Raw genomic sequence first — 23,542 nt, forward strand, 5'->3', positions numbered from 1 at the left:
CGCCAATATGCAGATGGGATATCAGGGTATATTTTGATGATCTGCACACCTGAAATCCGCAAGTCTGCAAATCAAAATTACTGTTGCTGCTGTTGCTGCTGTATAATTTCCATATATCGCTGGTAACTATTTTTAGGGTATTCGGTGACCTGCTGCAAGGGGCTTGTTTCATGAACAACTTTGTCGTCATAAGCAAACGCGTTTTTGTCATCAACGGTTACTGAAACTTCAAGTTTGTGGCCCGATGATCCCTTATATACACCTTTTACAGGAGAGCAGTCTGAAAAATTACGGCCAACTGCCAGGCGTACATGGGTTTCGTTTGCAATGCAGTTGTTAGTAGGATCAATACCCAACCAGCCATAATCAGGTATATAGGCTTCGGCCCAGGCATGAGTGGCCCCTTCGCCGCGCATGTTGCTGCTATTGGTGCAGATGTAGCCACTAACATAACGTGCAGGTATTTTTAACAACCGGAGCATCACCATTAAAATATGTGCGAAATCCTGGCAAACGCCGGCCTTTAATTTCCATACTTCATCAAGTGTGGTTTCAACCGTGGTAACCCCCTTAATATATTCAAAATTCTGGTACACGTAATTGCAAAAACGGAGGGTTATCTGATAAGGTGTTTCGTCTTTTGATCTTTCCTGTTCCACAATAGCCTGCAATTCGGGTAGTCCCTCAAAGTATTCCTGTTTTAAAAAGTCAATATAGGGTACCATGTATTGCAGGCGTTTCAGGTCTTCCCATTGTTGTTCCGGAAAAATATCGTTTATGGGGAGTGGCCTTTGCCTGGTAGTAACCTCAAGTTTAGAGTTAATGAGCAATACGGAATGTGGTTCGCTATAGGTAAAACTGCCTACTTCGTTGCCGTAGTAGTCAATATGCGTATCAACAACCGGGTTGCCGGTTATATGTACTTCCTGTTTTACAATATCCTGATACTCGTCCTTTATGGGGAAGAGAATGATCTGGTTAGCACTGTCGCGTACGGACCCCTCGTAGGTATACCGGGTTATGTGTTGTATTTTAAATTCAGGCATATCTTGTATAATTATGAATTTGCAAAATAATATTCGTTCAGCGAGTTACCAATCCCAAACAGCTCGTTCCTGATCTGGGTAAGGAAGGTGTGTAAGCCCTCCTGTCTGATACTGCGTACCGAGCTATACTTGATGCGGCTTTGCAGTCGCCCTATTTGAAATGACATTTCCCGGTAAGTATCCACCGTGGTATCGTTCTTCAGCCGGTCAAAATAACGCTGTATATTATTTACCGAATAAATAACCGAACGCGGAAAATCATTATTTAAAACAACCTGCTCCAGTATGTTTTCGGCCTCAAAGCCCACACGGTATGTTTTCAGGTACAGTTCATAACCACCCAGCGAAAGCAGCAGGTGTTTCCAATAAGTGGTATCGGTAAGCAAATCAGGGTTGTCACTTACCGAGCTGAATTTGGTATCGAGGATATCAACCGATTGTATAGCACGCTCCAGGTATTTTCCAATATTCATGAAGCTGCGCCCTTCGCCACGCTCCATCGTAATTTCTACCGTGCCATAATACAGCATGATCTGCTTTATCAACACATCGAGCACGCCAATGGGGTCCTCGCGCTGCAGGTAGCGTTCAAGCCGTGGATCCTTTACGGTATGATAATACTCATTGAGGCACTGCCATAAATCTTTGGTAATGTGTTCCTGTACGCCCCTGGCGTTTTCGCGTGCCAACGTAATAATGTTTAATATGGAATTTGGATTGTTTTTACCCGTTACCATATATTTTAAAACCGACCTGCTGTCATTTTCCAGCTGATCAGCCTCGGCTGCATCAAGTCCTGCAAATATCCTGATCACAGGTTCCCAGGTAAATTCCTGCACGGCATCCTGAGATGATGCATAGTTTATTTTGAGCATCCTCAGCATACCATCGCTGCGCTCAATATAACGGCTTAACCAATAAAAACTTGCTGCTACCCTGCTTAACATATTAGCCCCCTAACCCCCTAAAGGGAGAATTTCTTGATTTGTTAGCCCCCTCACCCCCCTAAAGGGGCAATACTTGGGGGAGTTTAAATATTGTTTATTATAAATATTCTTGTTGTCCTATCCCTCCCCCTTTAGGGGGCCGGAGGGCTTAGTACCCATGTATCTTTGCTGCCGCCACCCTGCGAGCTGTTTACCACTAATGAGCCTTCTTTAAGGGCAACCCGTGTAAGGCCCCCGGGGACTATCTCAATACCGTCGGGGCCATAAAGCGCATAGGGCCTCAGATCAATACGACGGGGCTTCAATGAACCCTGCATATAGCAGGGCGCCGCCGAAAGACTGATGGTTGGCTGCGCTATAAAATTGCGCGGATCTTTTAATATCTCCTTTTTGTAATCGTCAATTTCCTGCTCAGACGCTGCATGCCCCATAAGCATGCCATAGCCGCCGCTGCCGTTGGTTTTTTTAACCACCATTTTATTGAGGTTTTTAAACACGTGTTCGCGTTCATCGGTATTGCCCAACTGATGGGTGGGCACGTTTTTAAGAATAGGTTCCTCGTTGAGGTAATAGCGGATCATGTCGGGCACGTAAACATACACCGCTTTGTCGTCGGCGACACCGGTGCCAACGGCATTTACTATGGCAACATTGCCTTTGCGGTAAGCGCCCATAATACCAGCTACGCCAAGCATACTCGCCGGGTTGAATACCAGCGGATCAAGATATTCATCATCGACACGGCGGTATATTACATCAACCTGCTGCAGGCCGGTAGTGGTTTTCATATATACCTTGTGGTTATTAACTACCAGGTCGCGCCCTTCAACCAGCTCAACGCCCATTAGCCGGGCAAGTGTGGTATGCTCAAAATAGGCCGAATTGTAAATGCCTGGGCTCAGCAAAACTATCGTTGGGTTTTGTATTTGCCGCGGCGACAACGCCAGTAAGTTTTTGTACAGTATGGCCGGATATTCTGTTACGCTGCGAACCCCGCATTGAGGCAACAGATCGGGGAAAAGACGTTTGGTGATCTCACGGTTTTCGAGCATGTAGCTTACGCCCGATGGGGTACGCAGGTTATCTTCCAGAACATAAAAAGTGCCATCCTCATCGCGTATCAGGTCTATGCCTGATATATGTACATAAATATCATAAGGTACCTTAAGCTGATACATTTCGCGCAAAAAATGCGGGCACGAGTATATAATGTCGATTGGCACTATGCCATCTTTTATAATAAACTGATTGTGGTAAATGTCTTTAAGAAAAAGGTTAAGGGCAGTAAGTCTTTGTTTGATGCCTTTTTCTACAAAAGCCCATTCACCCGAGGTAATAATGCGTGGAATAATATCAAAAGGAAATATTTTTTCAATGCCCTCGCCACTGCTATAAACTGTAAAAGTAATACCCTGGCTCATGAACAAACTCTTGGCTAATTCCTCTTTTTTGTTCAGGTCTTCTGCTGATTCTTTTGAAATATATTCAATTACCTTGCGATAATGATCGCGGACATTGCAATTAGTGCCATACATTTCATCCCAAACGCCATTAATTGGGTTGTATTGGTTAAAATATCCTGATTCTTCCATATTAAATTTGCAAAAAGTATAAATTTACTAATCAGTTATTTTGAAAAATGTAATTTATGAAGTGTTTTTGATAAAAATGCAATCTTTTTTAAATTATTTATAATAATATCAAATAATTGTGCTGTTTTGTGTAATTTTTGTGGGAAAAACGGGCGGATTTTAAAATGAATTAACAAAAAAAGCGCAATCAATTTAATGATCGCGCTTTTTAAACAGTTGTTTTGACAAATTACACCCGGATATATATCTTCTTTTTATCTAGTATCCAGCCCACAAACCAGCAAACAAGCATATAGCTTATGGCAAATAATAATGAGCCAATGGCTCCTGGGGCTATAACCTGGTAAACAGAACTGTTAACCCAATCATAAAAGGATGTTCCCTTTACGGTTAGCATGTAAAGAAGTATCACCAATATTTCTGAAAGTATATAAATAGGCAGTGGGTTTTTACCTAAAATGGTAAAAAAGCGGGTCCAGTTCCATTTATTCCAGCTATTAATTTCCAGTGCATATACCAGAAAGGAAAGGATCACCAGATCAAGCCCTGTAGTTACCAGAACAAATGAGCTTGTCCATAGTTTTTTGTTGATCGGGAACACCATATTCCAGCAAAGCGCTAAAAATATGAACAGACAGCCGATAAGCAGCATTTTTGAAATAACATCGTACCCTTTGCCTTTTTGCTGTATAAATTTACCTGCATAATAGCCCACAATTACATTAACAATAGCTGGTATTGTACTTAGGATACCCTCGGGGTCGAACGCTATTTTTTCGCCATGATACATGTGACTGTCGCCAAGTATGTATTTATCAAGAAATATACCCGCGTTGCCTGTAATGCTCAGCGGATCATTAGGGTCGCCAAAAACCAATAGTAAGGCCCAGTATCCTATTAAAAACAATACTGATAAAATAACAACCGATTTTTTAGTCAGGAAATGTATCATAAGCGATGCGAAACAATAGCACAGGGCTATGCGCTGTAATACGCCCATAATACGGGTATCCGAAATAGGCGACAACGAAATATGGCCGCCCTTAAAATTAAAGAAGGGGAACCAATACATGAGATAACCTATTATAAAAATAAGCAATGTGCGCCTGAATATTTTACTTAAAACGGCAGCATTGCCCATTTCAAGGTAACGTTTCATAGAAAAACTCATAGCATTGCCTACTGCGAATAAGAACGATGGGAATACCAGATCGGTAGGGGTAAAACCATGCCATGCGGCATGTTCAAGTGGCGAAAATGCAGTCGCTCCGCTGCCGGGTGTATTTACTATGATCATGAAACAAATGGTCATACCGCGAAACACATCCAGCGATAAAAATCGCGTTGATGATTTATTCATAAGCTGTTTAATATTGAGGTTTATGTGCTTTGTAGCAGGAGGGCGCGATAAGCAATAGTTTAAAACTTACCGGGCATAATATCCCGGTAAGTTTTTGATTGAATTTTTATTAATGATAACCCGGGTTTTGCTTAAGTACCGCGGCACCTCCGGTGGCACTTAAATCAATTTCGAGTTGGGGTATGGGATAGTATTCGTTTTTACCTTTTAAGAATTTGCCACCTTTAACATCGTTGGTTTGGGTGCTTTGGAAAGCGATATAAGCGTTAAGCTCAGTATCGGCAATTCCCCAGCGCACCAGGTCAAAAAAGCGGTGACCTTCCATTGCGAGCTCAATTTTACGTTCAAAATAAATGGCTTTAAGCGCAAAATCCTTACTTGCAAAAGCGCCGCCCGGATATGGGCTTATTTTATAATTGGCAGCTGGTGTTGTGGTAAACCCGGAAGTTGGCTTAGCATTATTTTTATAAGTATGCACCCAGCCCGTTGGGTTTGCAGCCCTGTTACGTACCATATTTACATAGTCCTCGGCTTTTATGAGGTTACCTAATTGTGCTTCCACTTCGGCAGCCATTAATAATACATCAGCATAGCGTATCAGGTTATAGTTAATCCCTGAGCCTGGCGCCCATGAAAGGTTATCACCGTTGGTTTCCTGCTCGGCCTGGCCATATACGTTTTTAATAGGTGAGTAGGGTCCTGCGTAAGCCTGATCTCTTACCCAACCATCACCGGGGTGTAAGCCCCAGTCAAGATACGGAATGCCGCGACGGCCGGCTGTCCAGTCCAAACGCGGATCTATTGTTCCGGCATCAGGTGTAAAGGGTTGAGTTCCTGCTATATTCATGTCGTTTTTAATGGCATGACTGTTATAATCATCCAGGTAAGGCAGGCCGGTGGCTGAATTAGTGCGAAAATGGTTTACCAGATCAATTGATGGCTGATAAAACCCGCAACAGCTAAACGGACTACTGTTTCCGTAAGGGAAGTTCAGCATGTCGCCGTTATTGGCATTTGAAGGACCATTAGGGTCGGCATTGGCTGCTGCCTGTACCGCAAACACCGATTCGGCGCTGTTATTGGTAGTGGTTCTGAAATTGTCATTAAAACGTGCGTTTAGAGCATACTTTTGTCCATTGGCGGTTACACCCTGTGCAATTACCGCATCAAAGACAACTTTTGCTTCGGCATATTTGTGCTCGTACAGATATGTTTTAGCTAAGTATGCGCCTGCAGCCCATTTGTTGGCGCGGCCCACATCGGATTGTGTGGGAGGCAAATTATCATAAGCATATTTAAAATCAGCCTCAATTTTAGGCCAGATGTCGGCTGTATTTGGCTGGTTAATTGAAGTGGTGGTTTCATCCATATAAGGCACATTATTAAACATCTTTTTAAGGTCGAAGTAATAATGGCCACGTAAAAACCGAGCCTGTGCAATGATGTTGGTTTTTGCCTCGTCTGTTATTTTGGGTACCTGGGCAGTTATCTTTAAAGTATTGTTAGTGCGGGAAATGCCTTCATAATCTGCTCTCCACTTGCTGTCAAAAAAGCCGTTACTGGCATCGGCGTTGTATTTCATCATGGGTTCAATCTGCTGCTGATCGCCGGCTATACTTCCTTTTGAAGCATCCCCACCTACAACTCCTCCATAAATCCAGTTATCAGGTGATGCTTCCCAGGCGCCACCGCCTCCAATGGCCGCATCGCCGCCCTGTTGCCCGTCTAAAGCGGCGTAAGCACCAATAAGTAACTGGTTAACGCCTTCTTCCGTTGCCAAAAACTGAGGTTCGAGCGCTCCGGTAACAGGCTTATCCAAATATGATTTTTTACATGCGCTAAGCGACAATGCACCTAACAACATTATTGTAATATATTTCTTAGCTTTCATTGTAATACTTTTTAATACTGTTGTTATAATGAAAAATTAACTCCGAATAAAAATGTACGTGGGCTTGCATAGCTGCCTTCATCAATACCAAAACTGTTGGTGCTGCCACCCAGTTCGGGGTCGGTGCCGCTATAGCCGGTTATGGTAAGTAGGTTAGTTGCCGAAGCGTAGATTCTTAATTTTTGTATCCCTGCCTTTTTTAAGCTCGGTATATTGAAGGTATAACCAATTTGTGCGTTACGGATGCGCACATAAGTGCCGTTTTCAACAAAGTATGAGTTAGGTGTAGAGCCGCTGCTTGTTGATGCATTAATTTCCTGTATAGGAGCTTTGGCATTATGGTTACTGGGTGTCCAGGAATCATATAAGGCAGTATGGCTTTTGGCTGTTTCAAAGCCGGCATAAAAATCTGTCCAGTATTTAACGCTGTTCCAGAGTTTATTTCCGAATGAGCCGTACATGAATATGCTGGCATCAAAATTCTTATAATTTACCCCCAAATTTAAACCTGCGGTAACCTTAGGGTTAGGGTTGCCTATAAAAGTGCGGTCGTCTGGAGTTATAACACCATCGCCGTTAACATCTTTATATTTAAAACGACCTACGGCGTTGTCGGTCTGGTAAACAGCTGCCGGATCATTCAAAACTTTTTGAGCGCCCGCATCAGCCGCGTTAATTTCAGCCTGGGTGTTCCAGAAACCAACTATCTGATATCCATAAAACTCGCCTAATGAATGGCCAACCTGGTTACGTGTTATAAAGCCGTCAAAGCGTCCGGCAACGTCGCCATAAAAATAATTAGCCCCCTGCGACACATTGAGTATTTTGTTGCTGTAGGTGGTAGCCGTACCTGTAACAGTAAAGTTCAGATCGCTGTTGGCCCTAAAATTCCCGGTAACCGAGATGTCAAGCCCGTCAGTTTTCATTTTACCTACGTTTACAAATGGCACGTCGCCATTGCCTGCCGTGCCCAACTGCTTGGCATTAAAAAGCAGGTCCCGGATATCTTTACGATAGTAATCGGCGGTTATCGCTATATTACCGTCAAACAAGGTGGCATCAAAACCAAAGTTGGTATTTACGTCTTTTTCCCATTTTGCATTGGAGTTAGCAATCTGGTTTTGATAGAAACCGGGTGATATATCCGGTCCGCCGTTGATGGGATAATAAGATTGGCCAATACTTGTGTTAAAGGTTGTGTAAGCGTTGGCCCCATTGATATTGATCTGGTTACCCATGATTCCCCAGCCACCCCTGATTTTTAAATCGGTGATCCATTTTACATCACGGAGAAAGCTTTCCTGTGATATGCGCCAGCCAGCGCTGAATGCCGGAAAATAACCGTATTGGTTGTTTTTTGAAAATTGTGAAGCCCCGTCACGGCGTATGGTTGCGTTAAACAAGTATTTATCCGCATAGGTATAATCCAAACGTGCAAATTCTGAAAACAACGAGGTAGAACTGCGATCGCTGTAATTTCCCAATCCACTTGCCGAGCCTGTTGAAAGATTTACATAATTGGGGTCAAAGTTGAAATAGCCTTGCCTGCTGCCTCCTACGCTGCTGTTGTGACCTTCTGCAGCCTCGGTACCGGCTACTACCTTCAAATCATGCTTGCCAAAGAGTCTTTGATAGGTAAGCGTGTTTGTCCAGGTAAAACTGTAGTTATTGTAGGAGTCTTCACTATAGCTGTTAGTTAGCGAGTTCTCCACATTTTCATAGGTTGGGTAACTGAAAGCGTGGGCGCTGCCATTTGTAATGTCGCCGCCAAAGCTAGTACGAAGGGTAAGCCCTTTAATAATGTCGGCCTCAGCAAACATATTACCAAACAAGCGGTAATCTGTTGATCCATTTACCCTTGTGCGTTGTTGTATTGCCACCGGGTTGTTCGCATCGCCCAGGCCTGATCCGTAACTACCTGCGTAGTTGCCTTTGATATCATAAACTGGTACAATAGGCTGTTCGCGCAGTGCCATGGTAATAACACCATCGGCATTATTAGCACTTATTTGTGCATGAGTTGTTCCATCGGCAATTTGTGGGGTTCTGGAAATAGAATAAGCCAGGTTTTCGCCAACTCTGATGCTCTTGGTGATATTAAAAGACGTATTTGAGCGCAGGGTGTATCGTTTAAGATAGGTATCTATCAGGGTACCCTGCTGGTTAAAATAATTGAGGGAGAACAGGTAGCTGGCCTGGTCGGTGCTGCCGCTTAAGGTTAAGTTATGACTGGTCATCGGGGCCGATTTAAATATCTCATGATACCAGTCGGTACCCGCTTTATTGGCTTTGGTTATGCGGTAAAAGTTGTTAAAGTCGTCAGGAGAAGTATAAAAAGGATTTACATAATATAAAGATGGATTAACCTCCGGAGAACCATTTTTAGCACCTGCCGGCGTAATATAATCGGGCAGGGTATACTTAGATCCAACACCACTTGGATTATACTGATCATCCTGAAACTCGGTAGCGCCGGAGTTAGTTTGGGCTGTTTTTTTAAGAGTAGCCATATCTGTTGGACTAAGAATATTCCAAACATTGCCGCCTTTGGGTACTTGTGTGCCATAATAAGCATCGTACTGGATATTTACTTTTCCTTTACCTTTTTTGGTAGTAATAATGATAACCCCGTTTGCCGCCCGCGAACCATATATTGATGCAGAGCTTGCATCTTTCAATACCTGTAAAGATTCTATATCATTTGGGTTCATGGTACTTACGTCGTAAGTTGGGATACCATCAACTACATATAAAGGCGTGTTATTGCCAAAAGTATTAAAACCCCTGATGTGTACCTGAGGTTCTTCACCCGGTTGCCCAGATCCGGTAACGGTAACACCTGCGGCCTGGCCCTGTAACTGGCTGTTTACCGAGGATGAAGCTGTTTTGTTCAGGTCCTTGGTGTTTACAACCGCTACGGCGCCGGTAAGATCCTTTTTCTTGAGGGTGGTATAACCTACTACTACAACTTCGTTTAGTGCTTTTGACTCTTCACTAAGCGTTACATTAATGGTTGTTTGTCCGTTAACAGGTATACGCTGCGGCGTGAAACCAAGAAAGCTAAATTCAAGAGTGCCGGTGCCATCGGGCAGTGTAAGGCTGTATTTGCCGTTAATGTCGGTAACGGTACCTAATGTGCTCCCGGCAAGCTTTACGCTTACTCCCGGCAAGGCATTGCCGTTAATATCCTTAACTAAGCCCGTTACCGTAACGGCAGCTATAGTTTTGTCGTTAGCTGGTTTAATGATAATGATATCATCAACCACCTGGAATGTTAGGGGCTGATTCTGAAGCACATTTTTCATCACCGTTTCAATGGAGGCGTCGGCCAGCTCTACGTTAATTTTTTTATCTATGTTAACCTGGTCAAGCCGATAGAAAACAGTGTATTTACTGGTTTTTTCTATCTGCTTAAACATTTGTTTAACCGAGATATTATTTACGTTGAAATTGTAAACGTTTTGCGAATAGACGGCAGCGTGTATGTGCATGATACCTGTAAGGAGCAAAACAGTAACAAGCTTCATAATTTTAATCGTTTTTTGCCATGCACGCACAGCCATTGCAGATTTTCTGTCAAAATTTATCATAAATTTGTGTTTGTTAATTAGTTAATACATGCTTCCCCAAGCGTAGGGTATTAGCTATTAATTTTACTGAGCCTGGTGTGTTAGCGCACACCGGGTTTTTTTATGGAAGAGAGAGAGTTATTTTTTTGCCATATGTTCTTTTTAAGTTTGTTTAATTTATTTGTTGTTTAGTTGTTGCTTTTGGTAATGGTAATGGTGTTGTCTGTTATGGTATAATCGATATCGGTGTTGCCCTTTATTAGATCAAGCACTTTGTTTACAGAAGCCACACTCCTGAAACTGCCTGAGTATTTTATATTTTGTAAACCGGCATCGTCCATAATTATTTTTACGTTGTACCTGCGTTCCAGTACCTTTGCTATTTCTTCAAGGGTGTTACCATCAAAAACCAGTAGATTTTGTTTCCAGCCGTCATACTTATCCATTTTGGCCGAATCAACCTGTAATACCTGTATTTCATTAAGGTTTTTAAGCCCCTGTAAATCGTCGGTTTTATAGGTGTATTTTTCATTCTGCTGTTGATAATATATGCGGAGCACCTGGCGCGGCTTAACATATATCCTGCTCATTTCGCGCGCGCTGCTGTTAACATTGCCTTCAACCGAAACTTCTCCTTTTACAACAGTTGTTTCAAAGAACGGATCGTTGGGGTAGGCCTTCAGGTTAAATTTGGTGCCAATGTCCCTAATGGTGTAGTTTTTTGTATTTACAATAAAGGGAATTGGTTTTTTACCGGAAGCTATTTCAAAAAAAGCTTCGCCTTCGAGGTAAACTGTTCTGTTCTTTTTACCAAAATCGGTGTTATAATTCAGCTTACTACCCGCATTTAACCAAACCAGGGTACCGTCGGCCAAAACCATTTTTTTTGTAGCCCCTTTGTTAACGGATACCTGTCTTACACTTTCAATATTTTGTGTGTAATGTTTTATTAGTAATACCGAGAGTACACCAAACAGTGCAATAACAGCTGCCACCTTGCTCCACTTAACCAGTTGCCGGTATTTTGATGGCGGGGGTAATGTCACAGCCGAAAAGTTGTTAAACGCCTTTTCGCGATTTATAGCCTCCGGGTTTAAATACAGCATGTTTTGCCAGGTTTCGTATAGCTGGGCAAAGTACTGTTCATTTTCGGGGTGCGCGTTTACCCAATCTCTAATCCGGTCAATCTCACTTTCGTCAGCTTCCCTTGTAATGTACTTTACTAATAACAGTTTTATCTCTTCGTTGTCCATTCTTATTATAATAGCATGACAATTGAAAAACCGCTTACCCTCAAAGCCGAAGAAAATATTTTTTTAATTATTTTGAAATGTGCAATAAATGACCCAATTAATTGTGTGAGATTTACACTATGCCAAATATTTTATAATTACTTTATCATTATTTCCATATTAAATTTGAAGCAGATATTTTTTTTGCTTAACTTGTTAAAGTTTTTTAAAAAGTACTTCATTTTTGATTGAGCATGAATAAATGATTACCAAAAACAACGATATACTGATTACAAAACTTACTCAGGGCGATGCCCGGGCATTTGAAGTTTTATTTAAACTTCACTATACCCGTCTTACGCTTTTTTCGAACCGGTTTATAAATGACCTTTCTGTCGCCGAAGAAATTGTTGCTGATGTTTTTGCACTGCTATGGGAAAAGGGGCATGAGCTTACTTTTTCAACATCGGTAAGCTCGTATCTTTTTAAGATGGTGCAAAACCGGAGCCTTAATTATTTGAAACATCAAAAGATCGAAAATCTGTACGTTTCCTATCTCGAAAAGAATAATCTTTTTGATGAAGTACGCAGTGCCGTTGAAGATGGGTATGAGGAGAAGGAGCTTGCCAGGCAGATAAATGATGCTATAAACACGCTGCCCGAAAAATGCCGCGAAATTTTTATGCTGAGCCGCTTCAGCGATATGAAATATAAAGAAATTGCCGGTCAGTTGAATATATCGCCTAAAACGGTTGAACGGCAGGTAAGCATAGCTCTTGAAAAGCTCAGGAAAACTTTAAAGCATGTTACCTATATGCTGTTTTTATAAGAAGAAGGCACTATTTGCTCCAGTTTCTTGATATCGCGATAGCAAATGTAAAGCGGTATAATACCAAAGATGCCAAAGCAGCAATCAATAAACCGCCAGTAAACAGGGATACCCCTTATTGGCCCCGCGATAAAAGCCAGCGGGAATACCATAACACAGGCAATCATGCCAAACTCAATTATCCAGATGTTTTTTACAGGATCTCTCAAAGGGCCGATAAATACCGTAGCTATAACCAGGTGGCCGAATGCCAGCCAGTCGGTACCATAGCTTAAATAAGGATAATTTTGGTTGGTGATTTTTACAGCCATGTAGATCTTCATGATCCAGGGCTGCATGAAGGCCGGAAAGCTTTGCACATGCGCGGCGAAAAATGAAAGCTCTGTTTCAATAGGAAATGCGGTAACCCCGCTTAATACCAGGCCGATAATAAATACAATAACCCAGGTTTTTACTCTTTTGCGTAACTGCTGCTCGTTTTGCATCATGAGGAAATGTAAAAAAACTTCACCAATTAAAAGTGCAGATTTATTGGAGACTGCCGCAATATTTTGTGATAAAACTATCGGCTTTGTCGCTACCAATGTTATGGATAAAATTCCAGTCGGTGCAGGCGCTGTCATTATCACCTTGTTTTAGTTTTTCATTGGCTTGCTTCAGTAAATCATTTATCAGGTCGTCATCAAAACCCAATTGTTTTTTGAGCGCCAGGATGTATGATTCCTTTGAGAGATCGGCCTTGCCTTTGTATTTATTGATGTAATAATTGGTTACTGCGTTTTCCAGCTCCTGCCGTTTCTTATAATCGTCAATAGCGGCTTGCATGTTGGTTGCGTTAACAGACGCACAGCGGGTTGGCTCCGGATCAAACTGGATGGGCTGTACAAGATTGGTGGTTACGTTATAATCTGAAGGAACTGTCCATTGGCCCGATGTGAGTTTTATTACCCGCAACGCTTCATCGTCCAAATCAATACCCAGGCCACGTTGCACGGCAGCGTTGGTTACACGACCATCCTTATCGAGCCGGAAGGCCACATCAATAGTACCAGAAATACAATTTTGCCTTGAATATTCGGGATAAACTATTTTGATCTTTAAAAAATTAGTAAGCGCCTGCTGTCCGCCTTTAAAAACCGGTTGCTGGGCAAACGCGGTAAAAGCCAATAACAGCAATACTATAGTACCTATGAACCAGCGCTTTATCATACTATAAATATCGACAATAAAACGGATAAAAAGTTTAACAAAAAGGATGTTTCCGATTAACAGTACGCTAAGGCTTAATAATGGTTAGGATAGACACAGATTTAGCCCGACGTCTAAATTTGAACCACGAAAACTTTAATACCAATCCCGGATCAGGGACATTCAAACGATATTTTTCCTTTTCTGAGTACCGACATACGCCGGGATAATCGCCATACTTGCCTTCCATATCAAACATAAGCTGGAAATGCAGGTGTGGCGGCCATTGACCGTTTTCCTGATTATTGCCCAACGTGCCTATTTGCTGATTTTTACTTACCAACATACCAACAGTTAAGCCTTTCAGACTTTTGCGGCTCAGGTGACCGTAAAGGCTATACAGCGTTAAGCCATCGAGATCATGCTGTAATATAATGGCCGGACCGTAGTCGCCCAGGTTACCATTGTCCTGAAAACTGTGTACCGTACCTTCAAGGGGGGTATAAACAGGAGTACCGGCATCACCCCAAATGTCAACTCCGAGGTGCAGGCGCCGGGGTTCATCATCCGTATCAAAATGCGGGCTCACAGCATATATGGTTCGGTGTTCCATATAGCCGCCAATGCCGTACCTGCAATTGTTAGTCTTTAGTTTGTTGTTTACCCAATCACTAAACTTTTGCGTATCAGCAATAATGGCTGTAGTTAGTTCGGTACTGGCTGCGGTAAAATCAAATGAAAAAAGCCGGTCGGTGCCGGCATCAAAATCAACTACCTTGCCAATGGCTTCGGGATTATTGTTGATAAAGTTTTCTAAAAAAATATGGCGGTCCATCCGGATAGTTTTATTCAGTATCGGGCTGCCGTTCTTCTTTGCTTATTTTTTCAAAGATCTTATCCATGCGCTCCACATACTCACTGGTATCGTCAACAAAAAATTCCAGCTGAGGGATGATCCTTACCTGGTCCTTAATGCGGGCGCCGAGTTTATACCTGATTTCGGAAGCGTGCGATTTAATGGTTTGCAGGGCCAGTTGCAGGTTGTTGTTGCCAAAAAAGCTTAAAAATATACGGGCAATGGCTAAGTCTGGTGTTACGCGTACTTTAGTGATAGTTACCAGTGTATTTGGCAAATAATTAATGCCCTCGCGCTGAAATATAGCGGCCAGATCCTGCTGTATTACTCCGGCAAATTTTTGCTGACGTTTTGATTCCATAATAGTTAATTAACGCCACAGTGGCAGATGAGTTTTATTTATTTGGTTTTGAACGGCTGAAAATGCAGGCGTTATTTAATAATTAAAGCTATTAATAATAAATATTAATTACACATGTCCTGGGGTATCTCTTTTGTTATTTTTATAACTTTTTTTACCACAAGGGTGCTGTCATATTCAGATCCCATACCTTCCTTGCCCGATTTTGATTTAATGCCCTCTACTTCAACGTAAACAGGCTCGTAAGGTTTTTCGAAATTTAGTTGTGAGTACTGTAATTCCAATTGAGCCGAACTGTCGGCTACCCAAAACTCACGCCCGCTGTCGCAGTCTTTAAATGATTTTATTTCGGGGCCAAAGCTATATAAACCTTTATAAACTACCGGCTGATCAGTCTTAGATGATTTGGTGTTACATGAGCACGCAGCAATTAAAACAAGTAAGAATGCGAAATATTTAATATACCTAATCCTCATACAACAAATTTACAAATCCTGTTTGATTTCGTCCAACCCTTTAATACTTAAACGCGCGCTTATCCCTGATGCCACCACAGATATGGCGCCTACTGTTAAAAATACCAATCCAAAATTGGCAATATCCAGGTCAATAGGGTAAGCATCAATTACCGACATTTGCGCACCCATTTTAATCCAGCCATAATGCTGCTGTAAAAGGCAGAAGACGAGTCCCAATAAAACACCTGCCACACAGCCAATTAACGATATCATCATCCCTTCAAAAAAGAAAATGCCTTGTATAGTTTGCTTGTTGGCCCCAAGGCTGCTTAAAATGGCAATGTCCTGTCGTTTGTCTATCACCAGCATGGTTAACGAACCAATGATATTAAATATTGCTATGATCAGCACAAAGGTCAGTATCATAAATATCGACCAGCGCTCGTAGTTCAGTGTTTTGTACAGCTCGGTATTTTGCTCCTTGCGGTTTTTTACAGTGTACTTGCTGCCGACAGCCTGTTCTATGTCCTTTTGAACCGAGGTTAAATCGGTACCTCTTTTATAAGTTAGTTCAATGGATGATACTTCTTTAGGCTGATCGAGCAGATCGCGGGCAAATTCAATTGGGGTTACCAGGATATCATCAAATTCCTGCTGTATGGCAAAAACGCCCGATACGTTAATGGACCGTACCACAAATTCATCCAACGGATTGGCCGAGCTGATGATGCCACGCCTTGGCGAATATATTTGCAAAGGCGTAAGATTGTCGTGCACATTGATACCCAGATTGCCCTGTATGGTTGAGCCAACTACTGCAAACATTTGTTTATTGCTTTTAAGGGTAAATGACCCGTTTGAAACGGTGCTGTCAAGCTGCTTATTTTTTAAAAAATCATCGCTTACACCCTTGATTGTTCCCAAAAAAGGCTTGTCGCCATACCTGATCAGTACTTTTTCCTCCAGTACCTGCGTATAGGATATTATGCGGGCATCCCTGTGTAAGGCATTGAAATAAGGTATGTTCGGGTCAAAAGTTTTACCCCGGCGGGTTTCTATCTTTATTTCGGGTGTAAAATTGCTATACAACGAAAGTATTACCTTTTCGAAACCGTTAAACACCGATAAAATAATGATAAGGGCCGCGCTGCCAATTAAAACCCCGAGCATAGATATGCCTGAAATAATATTGATGGCATGCATTTTTTTGCCCGAGAACAGGTACCGCTTAGCTATATATACCGAGGTATTCAATTAGTTGGGGATTTTTATGTTGAACGTGCTGCGTTACACGTTTCTTTTGATCTGTAAATTATTAAAAATTATCTTATTTATTCGAACGTATTCACGTACAACTTAAGTTAAAAAAGGATTGTTTTGTTTTTCGTAACCAATAGTGGTTTCGGGGCCGTGACCGGGATAAACCGTACAGTCATCGGGCAGGGCGAATAGTTTGGTTTCGATATTATCTATCAGTGTGCTGAAATTACCACCAGGCAAATCGGTGCGACCAATACTCAGCCTGAACAATACATCGCCGCCAATTAAAATATTGGCTTCCTCATCATAAAAACATAAATGGGCAGGTGAATGCCCGGGCGCGAATATTAATTGGAGCGTGGTATTACCAAATTGTATGCTCCCTGTTTCGGGGAGGTACATGTCAGGCATGGGGGATACTTCATAACGGATACCCATTTGGGGGGCATAAGCCACAACAGCCGCCAGCACTTCCGACTCGCCCATGTGAAACTGTGGTTTTAGTCCGTATTTGTCAAATATAAATTTATTACCCAGTACATGATCTATATGGCAATGAGTGTTGAGCAGTGCTACAGGTTTTAAATTATTATCCCTGATAAAATTAGTTACCGCATTTTGTTCAGAAGCGGTGTACATGCCCGGATCAATAATTACACATTCGCCAATTTCATCATATAAAATATAGGTATTTTCCTGATAGGGGTTATTTATAAATGATTTAACTTTTGCCATGCTGCAAAAGTAAGGATTTAATTGAATTCGGATTTCGGATGTTCGATTTCGGATTTACCTTCACAGTATATGGTAAAGCTGATAATTATTTAATCCGATATAATCAAGGATTAGACAAATAAATCCGAAATCGAACATCCGAAATCCAAGTTCACAACTAATCCTGCACCAATTCCACCTCAGCAACCGGGCTAAATAAATAAACCCGTTTGGTGGCAACCTCCACACATTTAAAACGCTTGCGCAATTGTTCTTCCTTACGGAAAACGCGATCGCCTTTTATTTTGAACAGGGCTTTGAAAGGTACTTTTTCTACGGTGAGCATCGATTCTTTCGGAGCGTCATATTTGCGCAGGGAACGGTACAGGTTAAGATCTGAACAGCTGGAGGCCGCAGGGTTATTTAAATAGCTGGTAATGGCGTGTTTAATGTCGTGCGGAAAAATATCCTTTTCAAAAAAAGGCTGCATCATTTTTTTGAAATTACTTTTCCATTCCGTGCCATGCGGCTTTGCCTTGTGCTTGTATTCATTCCAGGTATGCAGGTGCGCGAATTCATGCACTGTAGTTACCAGGAAAGCATAAGGGTTTAAATCATAATTGACAGAAATACGGTGACCTTTACCACCATGAGGCGAACGGTAGTCGCCAAATTTGGTACCGCGGTTGCGCGAAATTTTGAATTCGCATTTAAAGTAATCAATCCAGCGGCCAATCAGGGGGGCCGCGTCTGGCGGAAGATACCTTTCTAAAACTTTTACTTTATCCAATGTTTACCTCAACACAAATATAAGGATTTTGGCTTTGTAAATTTACAACGGTTGTGCTATCTGTCTGTCAAATGATTAGTTGCCCCATAGGGGATACCTGTTTGTGGTAGCAAGGGGTGAAATTTTATTTTGCCCCCGGAGGGGGTTATCCTAAAGGTTGATAATCGCGTTACCTATGGATTGCACCTACGGAGCAAACCTGCCTGAAAGATGTATTACTACAAATAGGTAGCTCCCACGGAGCATTACCGTAAGTTACTTCAATAGATGATAGACGATAAAGCTGGCGGTATACGCCAGTGCTGTCATGTAAGCGAACTGCGCAGCGGGCCAACGCCAGTTTTTGGTTTCGCGGTATACTACTGCCACGGTACTGGCGCATTGCATGGCAAAGGCATAAAACATCATGAGCGAGAATGCTACAGCCAGTGTAAAAACAGGCTGCCCGGTATCAGGTTTGGTTGCACTATGCATTTTTTGCTGTACCGATTCCATTTTGTCGGCATCGCCCTCCACGCTGTAAATGGTGGCCATGGTCCCCACAAAAACCTCGCGGGCGGCAAAGGAACTGATGAGTGCTATGCCTATTTTCCAGTCGAAGCCAAGAGGCTTAATCACCGGCTCAATCACGTGACCAAATACCCCGGCATAGGAAGTCTCCAGCTTTTCTGATGCTATCACCTTGTTCAGGCTATCAGGAGTCATTGTTTTGGTGTATTGAGATTGGCTGTATTTTTGGTCAATACGCGCAAAGGTATCGCCGGGAGCGTAAGATTTTAGAACCCAAAGTATAATGGAAACGGCAATGATTACCTTACCGGCCTGCAGTACAAATGTTTTGGAACGGTCATACATGGTGAAACCCACATTTTTCCAGCGGGGCATACGATACACCGGCAACTCCATGATAAAGTAACCGCGTTCGCGGGCCTTTAAAATAAATTTCATTACAAAGGCTACCAGCACTGCCGATACAATGCTAAGCAGGTACATAGCGGTAAGCGCCAGTCCTTGCAAGTTAAATATCCACCATACATTACGGTTGGGAACAACCAGCGCTATAAGCAGTGTATAAACAGGTAAACGTGCAGAACAGGCCACCAGCGGGGTAACCATAATGGTGATCATCCTGTCTTTCCAGTTCTCGATATTTCGGGTACTCATGATCGATGGTACCGCGCAGGCAAAGCCGCCAATGAGTGGTACAACCGATTTACCATTGAGGCCAACCTTACGCATCACCTTATCCATCATAAAGGTAACGCGCGACATATAGCCGGTATCTTCCAGTATGGATATGAGGGCAAATAATATGGCTATCTGCGGTATAAATACCATAACGCCACTTAACCCGGCCAGTACGCCATCGCTCAGTAAACTAACCAGCGGGCCGGCAGGTAAGGTTTTGCTCACTATGCTTTGCAGCCAGATAAACAGATCCTCAATAAGCGACATGGGGTATGCCGACCATGAAAAAATAGCCTGGAATATAAATAATAGTATGGCAAAGAAAATTACAAAGCCAAATATTTTGTGGGTAAGTATCTTATCAATTTTATTGCTTACTGTTTCATCGTGTGCCGTTTCGGGCTTTTTAACGGTGTCATAAAGCAGGTCATTAATAAAGTTGTATCGGGCAATGGTCTCTGTAGCCTGTGCCTTTTGCGAGTGGAATGAAAACTCCCGTTCCAGGTTTTCAATACGGTCGCTTTCTTCGGTCGACAAGTAACTAACCGTTTCGTGCTGGTGTGCAAGCTGCAGGGCAAAATAGGGGTTATCAATTTTTAGGTCGTCCTTAATCTGCGCTATAATTTGTGGGGCTATAACCTCAACATCAATGGTATCCTGCTGCAAGGCTATTTTATTAGCGTACGCAATGGTGCTTTTTAGCTGATCAATCCCCATGATCTTGCGCGCTGAAATAGGTACTACCGGCACTCCTAATTTTTTGGAAAACAGGTCGACATCAATTTTGATACCTGCCTTTTCAGACACGTCTATCATGTTTAAAGCAATCACAACGGGTATTTTTAAATCGGCAATCTGGGTATAAAGCAGCAGGTTACGCTTAAGGTTGGATGCATCAAGTATTACAACTATCAGATCGGGCACCAGGCTTTTGGCTTTATCGGCCAATACCGAAAATACGATAGATTCGTCTTTGCTTTTTGGATAGATGCTGTAGGTACCGGGCAGGTCAATGATTTCGGCGGTGCGCCCGTCGGGCAGCTGGCAAAAGCCTGTTTTTTTATCAACAGTAACCCCCGGAAAGTTTCCTATTTTTTGATTAAGACCGGTTAAAATATTAAAGAGAGTTGATTTACCGGTGTTTGGATTTCCTACAAGTGCAACTCTTATATCGGCTTTCAATTGTTACAAAACTACTGCAAAATAATGGTGGAGGCTTCAAATTTACGCAGACTTAACTGGTAGCCCGAAACGTGTATGGCTATAGGATCGCCAAGGGGGGCAATACGTGAAATTCTTATTTCCTCGCCTGGCAGGCAACCCATTTCCATCAGCTTTACCGACATTTCCAGATCAGTAAATTCCTTAACAATTCCTTTTTCGCCTACTTCAAGTTGTGAAAGTGTCATCGTATAATTTTAAACCACAGCAAATGTAATCTTATTTATATTAAATCCAAATAACGCGGCAGGGGTAATTTGCAAATATGGAAATGTAACAAGGGAATGTTGTTTTAATGTGACAAATAATGTGGTGGCACATTCAAAATTTCTTTCGATTATATTTTATATGTCATTGCGAGCGCAACGTGGCAATCGCATACTTTACAGGGCAAATATACATAGTTCGCGATTGCTTTGTTGTTCCTCCTCGCAATGACAATTTTTTATTTTTCCGATTTACGAACGGATAAATGAAGATTAACCAATCATCTTCATATTCGGCGTTTTCACTTTCCCAAAATGCGGGCAGCCGCATCCTTTTTTGAATATGCCGCAGGAGGTAAGGCTCATTAAAACTATCACTCCCACAAAAACCATCAATTTACTTTTTGCCATAACCAATTGCTCCCATTGTTACCATCACACTAAAAATGCCCATACAAGTACCCAGGGTATCTGCAAACATGTCGCTCCAGTCAGCGCTGCGCCAGGTAAAAATGGTGAGCTGAAGAATTTCAATCAGCCCACCAAAAAAAATAGCAACTATCGTAACTAAAACTGCCTGTTTATACGAGAACGACCGGGGCTTTTGTTGCCTTATAATTCCATTACAAAAAAGTACTATCAACGTAAAAAAGAATCCGGTATGTGTAAGTTTATCAAAACCCGCAAAAAACATAGGCGAATCACCAACGTCGCCTAAATCGGCTGAGCACATGATAAAAACAAATAAGGCCCACAAAATAGTGAGCCCGTGATATTTTAAGAATAGCTTCATTTAAACACCGATAACCGTTTTATAATCGTCGGCCGATAGCAATGAATTCACATCGCCTGCATCAGCAAGGGTGATCTTAACCATCCAGCCTTCACCATATGGATCGGTATTTACCAACTCGGGCTGGCTGTTTAAAGCGGGGTTAACTTCGGTAACAGTTCCGGCAACCGGCATAAACAGGTCAGATACTGTTTTTACAGCCTCAACAGTGCCAAAAACCTCGTCTTTGCCAACCTCTTTCCCTAAGGATGCAACATCAATGTAAACAATATCACCTAATTCGCCCTGTGCAAATTCGGTAATGCCCACGTAAGCATCATTGCCTTCAACTCTTATCCATTCGTGGTCTTTGGTGTATTTTAATTCAGCGGGGAAATTCATGTTGTTGATTTTATGTGTTCAAAAATAATAAAACTTTAGGCTATCACAATATTTTAAGATTTATTAACCCATTATGTCATGCCGAATTTATTTCGGCATCCCACCTGCAAGTTATGCGCCCTGATTAGAACAATTATGTGAGATCCCGAAACAAGTTCGGGATGACCGCGCAGACTTTTACGCCGCTTTTGAAATGTACTTTACCAGGCTCCTTTTTGCCACGGGCAATAAGGTTTGTTCCAGCGGGAAGGTAATATCGCTGTGAACATAATATACCGCGGGATTAGGTAAAAACTTGTTGCGGTTTATCAGGCCCAGCTTTATGGCTTCGGGGGTGTTGGTTATGCTATGTTCGTAAGTATCAATAAATGATACATTAATGCCCCTGTACTTATCGTCCTTACCTTCAAAAATAGTAAGCTGGTATTCGTATATCAGATTGGTGCGTTCGCGGCCATTATGCAGCGAGAAATAACCATGATAAGGCATCAGCGGTATAATGCCAACAGGGTCGATATTAAGTTGGCTCTCTACAAAGTCATATATCTCTTTACCGGTTTGTATGGCCGGGTTCATCTGGGCGAGTGCGTAGGCGATGATCTGCTCAATTTCCTGCATGCTTTGATCATCCTGTATGATTTTTTGGTAGGTGAGTTTTACAGCGTCAATATCGGCCTGGCTCAGGCGCTGCGGAAAACCCTGCTGCAGCACTGTTTTATTCTTTTTAAAATCTATCAGGTTGTTATAATGAAATATCAGGTCGGCCAGGTTAGGGTATAGCCTGCTTTTATCAAAGTGGCGGTTAATTTCCTGCAAATAACTGAGCAGCACATATTTTTTGTGCTCAAAGTCAATATATCCTTCAATAAACCAGTTTACACCTAACGAACTCATTTTTTCAGGTTCCTTTCAATAGCTTAAATTAAACAAAAAACACCAACTTTGCAATATGCCCTATGGAACCCTTTATTTAATACCAGTGCCCATTGCCGAAGAAGCGGCCGCGCAATCATTTACCCCTTACCTGGTTGATACCATTAACAGCATTAAGGAGTATATTGTGGAAAATGAGAAAACGGCCCGCAAGTTTTTGAAATTGGCCGGACTAAAAACCCCGCAAAGTGAACTCATTATACACGATTACAGTAAGCATAATCGTGATATGGGTAAGGCCGATTTTTTTAAAGGCCTGCAGGCTGGTAATGATGTGGGCCTGATGAGCGAGGCAGGCTGCCCCGGCATTGCCGATCCGGGTGCCGAAATTGTGGACAAAGCCCACCGTATGGGTATAAAAGTGGTTCCGCTGGTGGGCCCGAGCTCTATTTTGCTGGCGCTTATGGCATCGGGTTTTAACGGTCAAAGCTTTACCTTTCATGGTTACCTGCCTATTGATAAGGTGCAGCGCAGCAAAAAGATCAAAGAGTTGGAAAGCCAGGCTATTAAGCTTGATCAAACACAACTATTTATTGAAACCCCCTTCCGTAATAACCCTATGCTGGAAGAGATACTGAAAACAGCTAATCCTAAAACAAAACTTTGCATAGCCTGCGACTTAACCTCGGCTACCGAATTTGTGCAAACCAAATCCATTGCCGAGTGGCAAAAAAAAGTGCCCGAGCTGCATAAACGACCAACCATATTTTTATTATTCCATCAATAA

The 23,542-nt window shown here is 42.3% G+C and carries 22 protein-coding genes; 2 read left to right on the forward strand and 20 right to left on the reverse strand.

Translation table 11 applies throughout. The features are described 5' to 3' along the window. Window positions 1–77 precede the first annotated feature (77 nt). From SNE25_RS03335 to SNE25_RS03365, 7 genes are all read right to left on the reverse strand, one after another. Window positions 78–1,046, reverse strand: coding sequence for a transglutaminase family protein (locus SNE25_RS03335; RefSeq protein WP_321563673.1), 969 nt, complete (start codon window positions 1,044–1,046; stop codon window positions 78–80). Between the two features lie 11 nt (window positions 1,047–1,057). Beyond that, the gene (locus SNE25_RS03340) at window positions 1,058–1,993 is read right to left on the reverse strand and encodes an alpha-E domain-containing protein (RefSeq protein WP_321563674.1); all 936 of its coding nucleotides are present in this window, start codon (window positions 1,991–1,993) and stop codon (window positions 1,058–1,060) included. 131 nt (window positions 1,994–2,124) lie between these two features. Next, window positions 2,125–3,585, reverse strand: a complete 1,461-nt coding sequence (locus tag SNE25_RS03345) for a circularly permuted type 2 ATP-grasp protein (protein ID WP_321563675.1) — start codon at window positions 3,583–3,585, stop codon at window positions 2,125–2,127. Window positions 3,586–3,814: 229 nt separating this feature from the next. After that, window positions 3,815–4,945, reverse strand: coding sequence for an acyltransferase family protein (locus SNE25_RS03350; protein WP_321563676.1), 1,131 nt, complete (start codon window positions 4,943–4,945; stop codon window positions 3,815–3,817). Between the two features lie 109 nt (window positions 4,946–5,054). Next, window positions 5,055–6,836, reverse strand: a complete 1,782-nt coding sequence (locus tag SNE25_RS03355) for a RagB/SusD family nutrient uptake outer membrane protein (RefSeq protein WP_321563677.1) — start codon at window positions 6,834–6,836, stop codon at window positions 5,055–5,057. A 23-nt stretch (window positions 6,837–6,859) separates the two neighbouring features. After that, on the reverse strand, window positions 6,860–10,426 hold the full coding sequence (locus SNE25_RS03360; RefSeq protein ID WP_321563678.1) for a TonB-dependent receptor: 3,567 nt from the start codon (window positions 10,424–10,426) through the stop codon (window positions 6,860–6,862). A 167-nt stretch (window positions 10,427–10,593) separates the two neighbouring features. Continuing rightward, window positions 10,594–11,658 (reverse strand): FecR family protein, encoded by a 1,065-nt coding sequence (locus SNE25_RS03365; RefSeq protein WP_321563679.1) that lies wholly within the window; start codon window positions 11,656–11,658, stop codon window positions 10,594–10,596. A gap of 241 nt (window positions 11,659–11,899) precedes the next feature. On the opposite strand from SNE25_RS03365, the gene SNE25_RS03370 reads away from it, so the two are divergent. Next, a complete protein-coding gene (locus SNE25_RS03370; protein WP_321563680.1) occupies window positions 11,900–12,466 on the forward strand; it encodes an RNA polymerase sigma-70 factor in 567 nt (188 codons plus the stop codon). Here SNE25_RS03370 and SNE25_RS03375 read toward each other — a convergent pair. The 13 genes from SNE25_RS03375 to SNE25_RS03435 all read right to left on the reverse strand — a co-directional run bounded on the left by SNE25_RS03375 (window position 12,448) and on the right by SNE25_RS03435 (window position 22,776). Then, the gene (locus SNE25_RS03375; protein WP_321563681.1) at window positions 12,448–12,954 is read right to left on the reverse strand and encodes a hypothetical protein; all 507 of its coding nucleotides are present in this window, start codon (window positions 12,952–12,954) and stop codon (window positions 12,448–12,450) included. The genes SNE25_RS03370 and SNE25_RS03375 overlap by 19 nt on opposite strands. A 40-nt stretch (window positions 12,955–12,994) precedes the next feature. Then, the gene (locus tag SNE25_RS03380) at window positions 12,995–13,675 is read right to left on the reverse strand and encodes a TonB family protein (protein WP_321563682.1); all 681 of its coding nucleotides are present in this window, start codon (window positions 13,673–13,675) and stop codon (window positions 12,995–12,997) included. Window positions 13,676–13,742: 67 nt separating this feature from the next. Next, entirely contained in the window at window positions 13,743–14,489 is a 747-nt protein-coding gene (locus SNE25_RS03385) for a peptidoglycan DD-metalloendopeptidase family protein (protein ID WP_321563683.1), read from the reverse strand. 10 nt (window positions 14,490–14,499) lie between these two features. Next, window positions 14,500–14,871 (reverse strand): 30S ribosome-binding factor RbfA, encoded by a 372-nt coding sequence (gene rbfA, locus SNE25_RS03390; RefSeq protein ID WP_321563684.1) that lies wholly within the window; start codon window positions 14,869–14,871, stop codon window positions 14,500–14,502. Between the two features lie 104 nt (window positions 14,872–14,975). Then, complete coding sequence (locus SNE25_RS03395) at window positions 14,976–15,347, reverse strand: hypothetical protein (RefSeq protein ID WP_321563685.1); 372 nt, start codon at window positions 15,345–15,347, stop codon at window positions 14,976–14,978. A gap of 9 nt (window positions 15,348–15,356) precedes the next feature. Continuing rightward, window positions 15,357–16,583: an FtsX-like permease family protein gene (locus SNE25_RS03400; protein ID WP_321563686.1), complete on the reverse strand. Its 1,227-nt coding sequence runs from the start codon at window positions 16,581–16,583 to the stop codon at window positions 15,357–15,359. Between the two features lie 102 nt (window positions 16,584–16,685). Next, window positions 16,686–17,324, reverse strand: coding sequence for an MBL fold metallo-hydrolase (locus SNE25_RS03405; RefSeq protein WP_321563687.1), 639 nt, complete (start codon window positions 17,322–17,324; stop codon window positions 16,686–16,688). Between the two features lie 157 nt (window positions 17,325–17,481). Further along, window positions 17,482–18,093 carry a SprT-like domain-containing protein gene (locus tag SNE25_RS03410; RefSeq protein ID WP_321563688.1) on the reverse strand — a complete coding sequence of 204 codons (612 nt, stop codon included), beginning with the start codon at window positions 18,091–18,093 and terminating at the stop codon, window positions 17,482–17,484. A gap of 255 nt (window positions 18,094–18,348) precedes the next feature. Continuing rightward, window positions 18,349–20,463, reverse strand: coding sequence for a ferrous iron transport protein B (gene feoB / locus SNE25_RS03415; RefSeq protein ID WP_321563689.1), 2,115 nt, complete (start codon window positions 20,461–20,463; stop codon window positions 18,349–18,351). An 11-nt stretch (window positions 20,464–20,474) separates the two neighbouring features. Then, on the reverse strand, window positions 20,475–20,690 hold the full coding sequence (locus tag SNE25_RS03420; protein WP_321563690.1) for a FeoA family protein: 216 nt from the start codon (window positions 20,688–20,690) through the stop codon (window positions 20,475–20,477). Window positions 20,691–21,105: 415 nt separating this feature from the next. After that, window positions 21,106–21,501 carry a VanZ family protein gene (locus tag SNE25_RS03425; protein ID WP_321563691.1) on the reverse strand — a complete coding sequence of 132 codons (396 nt, stop codon included), beginning with the start codon at window positions 21,499–21,501 and terminating at the stop codon, window positions 21,106–21,108. Then, window positions 21,502–21,882 (reverse strand): glycine cleavage system protein GcvH, encoded by a 381-nt coding sequence (gene gcvH / locus SNE25_RS03430; RefSeq protein ID WP_321563692.1) that lies wholly within the window; start codon window positions 21,880–21,882, stop codon window positions 21,502–21,504. A 177-nt stretch (window positions 21,883–22,059) separates the two neighbouring features. Further along, window positions 22,060–22,776 carry a hypothetical protein gene (locus SNE25_RS03435; protein WP_321563693.1) on the reverse strand — a complete coding sequence of 239 codons (717 nt, stop codon included), beginning with the start codon at window positions 22,774–22,776 and terminating at the stop codon, window positions 22,060–22,062. Window positions 22,777–22,831: 55 nt separating this feature from the next. Here SNE25_RS03435 and SNE25_RS03440 point away from each other — a divergent pair, with 55 nt between their 5' ends. Beyond that, window positions 22,832–23,542, forward strand: a complete 711-nt coding sequence (locus SNE25_RS03440; RefSeq protein WP_321563694.1) for an SAM-dependent methyltransferase — start codon at window positions 22,832–22,834, stop codon at window positions 23,540–23,542.

Origin of the sequence: Mucilaginibacter sabulilitoris, from assembly GCF_034262375.1 — a bacterium.
Lineage (GTDB): Bacteria > Bacteroidota > Bacteroidia > Sphingobacteriales > Sphingobacteriaceae > Mucilaginibacter > Mucilaginibacter sabulilitoris.

Excerpts from the sequence above, each read along its gene's own strand:
- SNE25_RS03350 (WP_321563676.1), bottom strand. The coding sequence starts at position 4,945 with ATGAATAAATCATCAACGCGATTTTTATCGCTGGATGTGTTTCGCGGT.
- SNE25_RS03355 (WP_321563677.1), bottom strand. The coding sequence starts at position 6,836 with ATGAAAGCTAAGAAATATATTACAATAATGTTGTTAGGTGCATTGTCG.
- SNE25_RS03380 (WP_321563682.1), bottom strand. The coding sequence starts at position 13,675 with ATGATAAAGCGCTGGTTCATAGGTACTATAGTATTGCTGTTATTGGCT.
- SNE25_RS03340 (WP_321563674.1), bottom strand. The coding sequence starts at position 1,993 with ATGTTAAGCAGGGTAGCAGCAAGTTTTTATTGGTTAAGCCGTTATATT.
- SNE25_RS03360 (WP_321563678.1), bottom strand. The coding sequence starts at position 10,426 with ATGATAAATTTTGACAGAAAATCTGCAATGGCTGTGCGTGCATGGCAA.
- SNE25_RS03425 (WP_321563691.1), bottom strand. The coding sequence starts at position 21,501 with ATGAAGCTATTCTTAAAATATCACGGGCTCACTATTTTGTGGGCCTTA.
- SNE25_RS03370 (WP_321563680.1), top strand. The coding sequence starts at position 11,900 with ATGATTACCAAAAACAACGATATACTGATTACAAAACTTACTCAGGGC.
- SNE25_RS03420 (WP_321563690.1), bottom strand. The coding sequence starts at position 20,690 with ATGACACTTTCACAACTTGAAGTAGGCGAAAAAGGAATTGTTAAGGAA.
- SNE25_RS03435 (WP_321563693.1), bottom strand. The coding sequence starts at position 22,776 with ATGAGTTCGTTAGGTGTAAACTGGTTTATTGAAGGATATATTGACTTT.
- SNE25_RS03375 (WP_321563681.1), bottom strand. The coding sequence starts at position 12,954 with ATGATGCAAAACGAGCAGCAGTTACGCAAAAGAGTAAAAACCTGGGTT.
- rbfA (WP_321563684.1), bottom strand. The coding sequence starts at position 14,871 with ATGGAATCAAAACGTCAGCAAAAATTTGCCGGAGTAATACAGCAGGAT.
- SNE25_RS03385 (WP_321563683.1), bottom strand. The coding sequence starts at position 14,489 with ATGGACCGCCATATTTTTTTAGAAAACTTTATCAACAATAATCCCGAA.
- SNE25_RS03335 (WP_321563673.1), bottom strand. The coding sequence starts at position 1,046 with ATGCCTGAATTTAAAATACAACACATAACCCGGTATACCTACGAGGGG.
- gcvH (WP_321563692.1), bottom strand. The coding sequence starts at position 21,882 with ATGAATTTCCCCGCTGAATTAAAATACACCAAAGACCACGAATGGATA.
- SNE25_RS03365 (WP_321563679.1), bottom strand. The coding sequence starts at position 11,658 with ATGGACAACGAAGAGATAAAACTGTTATTAGTAAAGTACATTACAAGG.
- SNE25_RS03440 (WP_321563694.1), top strand. The coding sequence starts at position 22,832 with ATGCCCTATGGAACCCTTTATTTAATACCAGTGCCCATTGCCGAAGAA.
- SNE25_RS03395 (WP_321563685.1), bottom strand. The coding sequence starts at position 15,347 with ATGAGGATTAGGTATATTAAATATTTCGCATTCTTACTTGTTTTAATT.
- SNE25_RS03405 (WP_321563687.1), bottom strand. The coding sequence starts at position 17,324 with ATGGCAAAAGTTAAATCATTTATAAATAACCCCTATCAGGAAAATACC.
- SNE25_RS03345 (WP_321563675.1), bottom strand. The coding sequence starts at position 3,585 with ATGGAAGAATCAGGATATTTTAACCAATACAACCCAATTAATGGCGTT.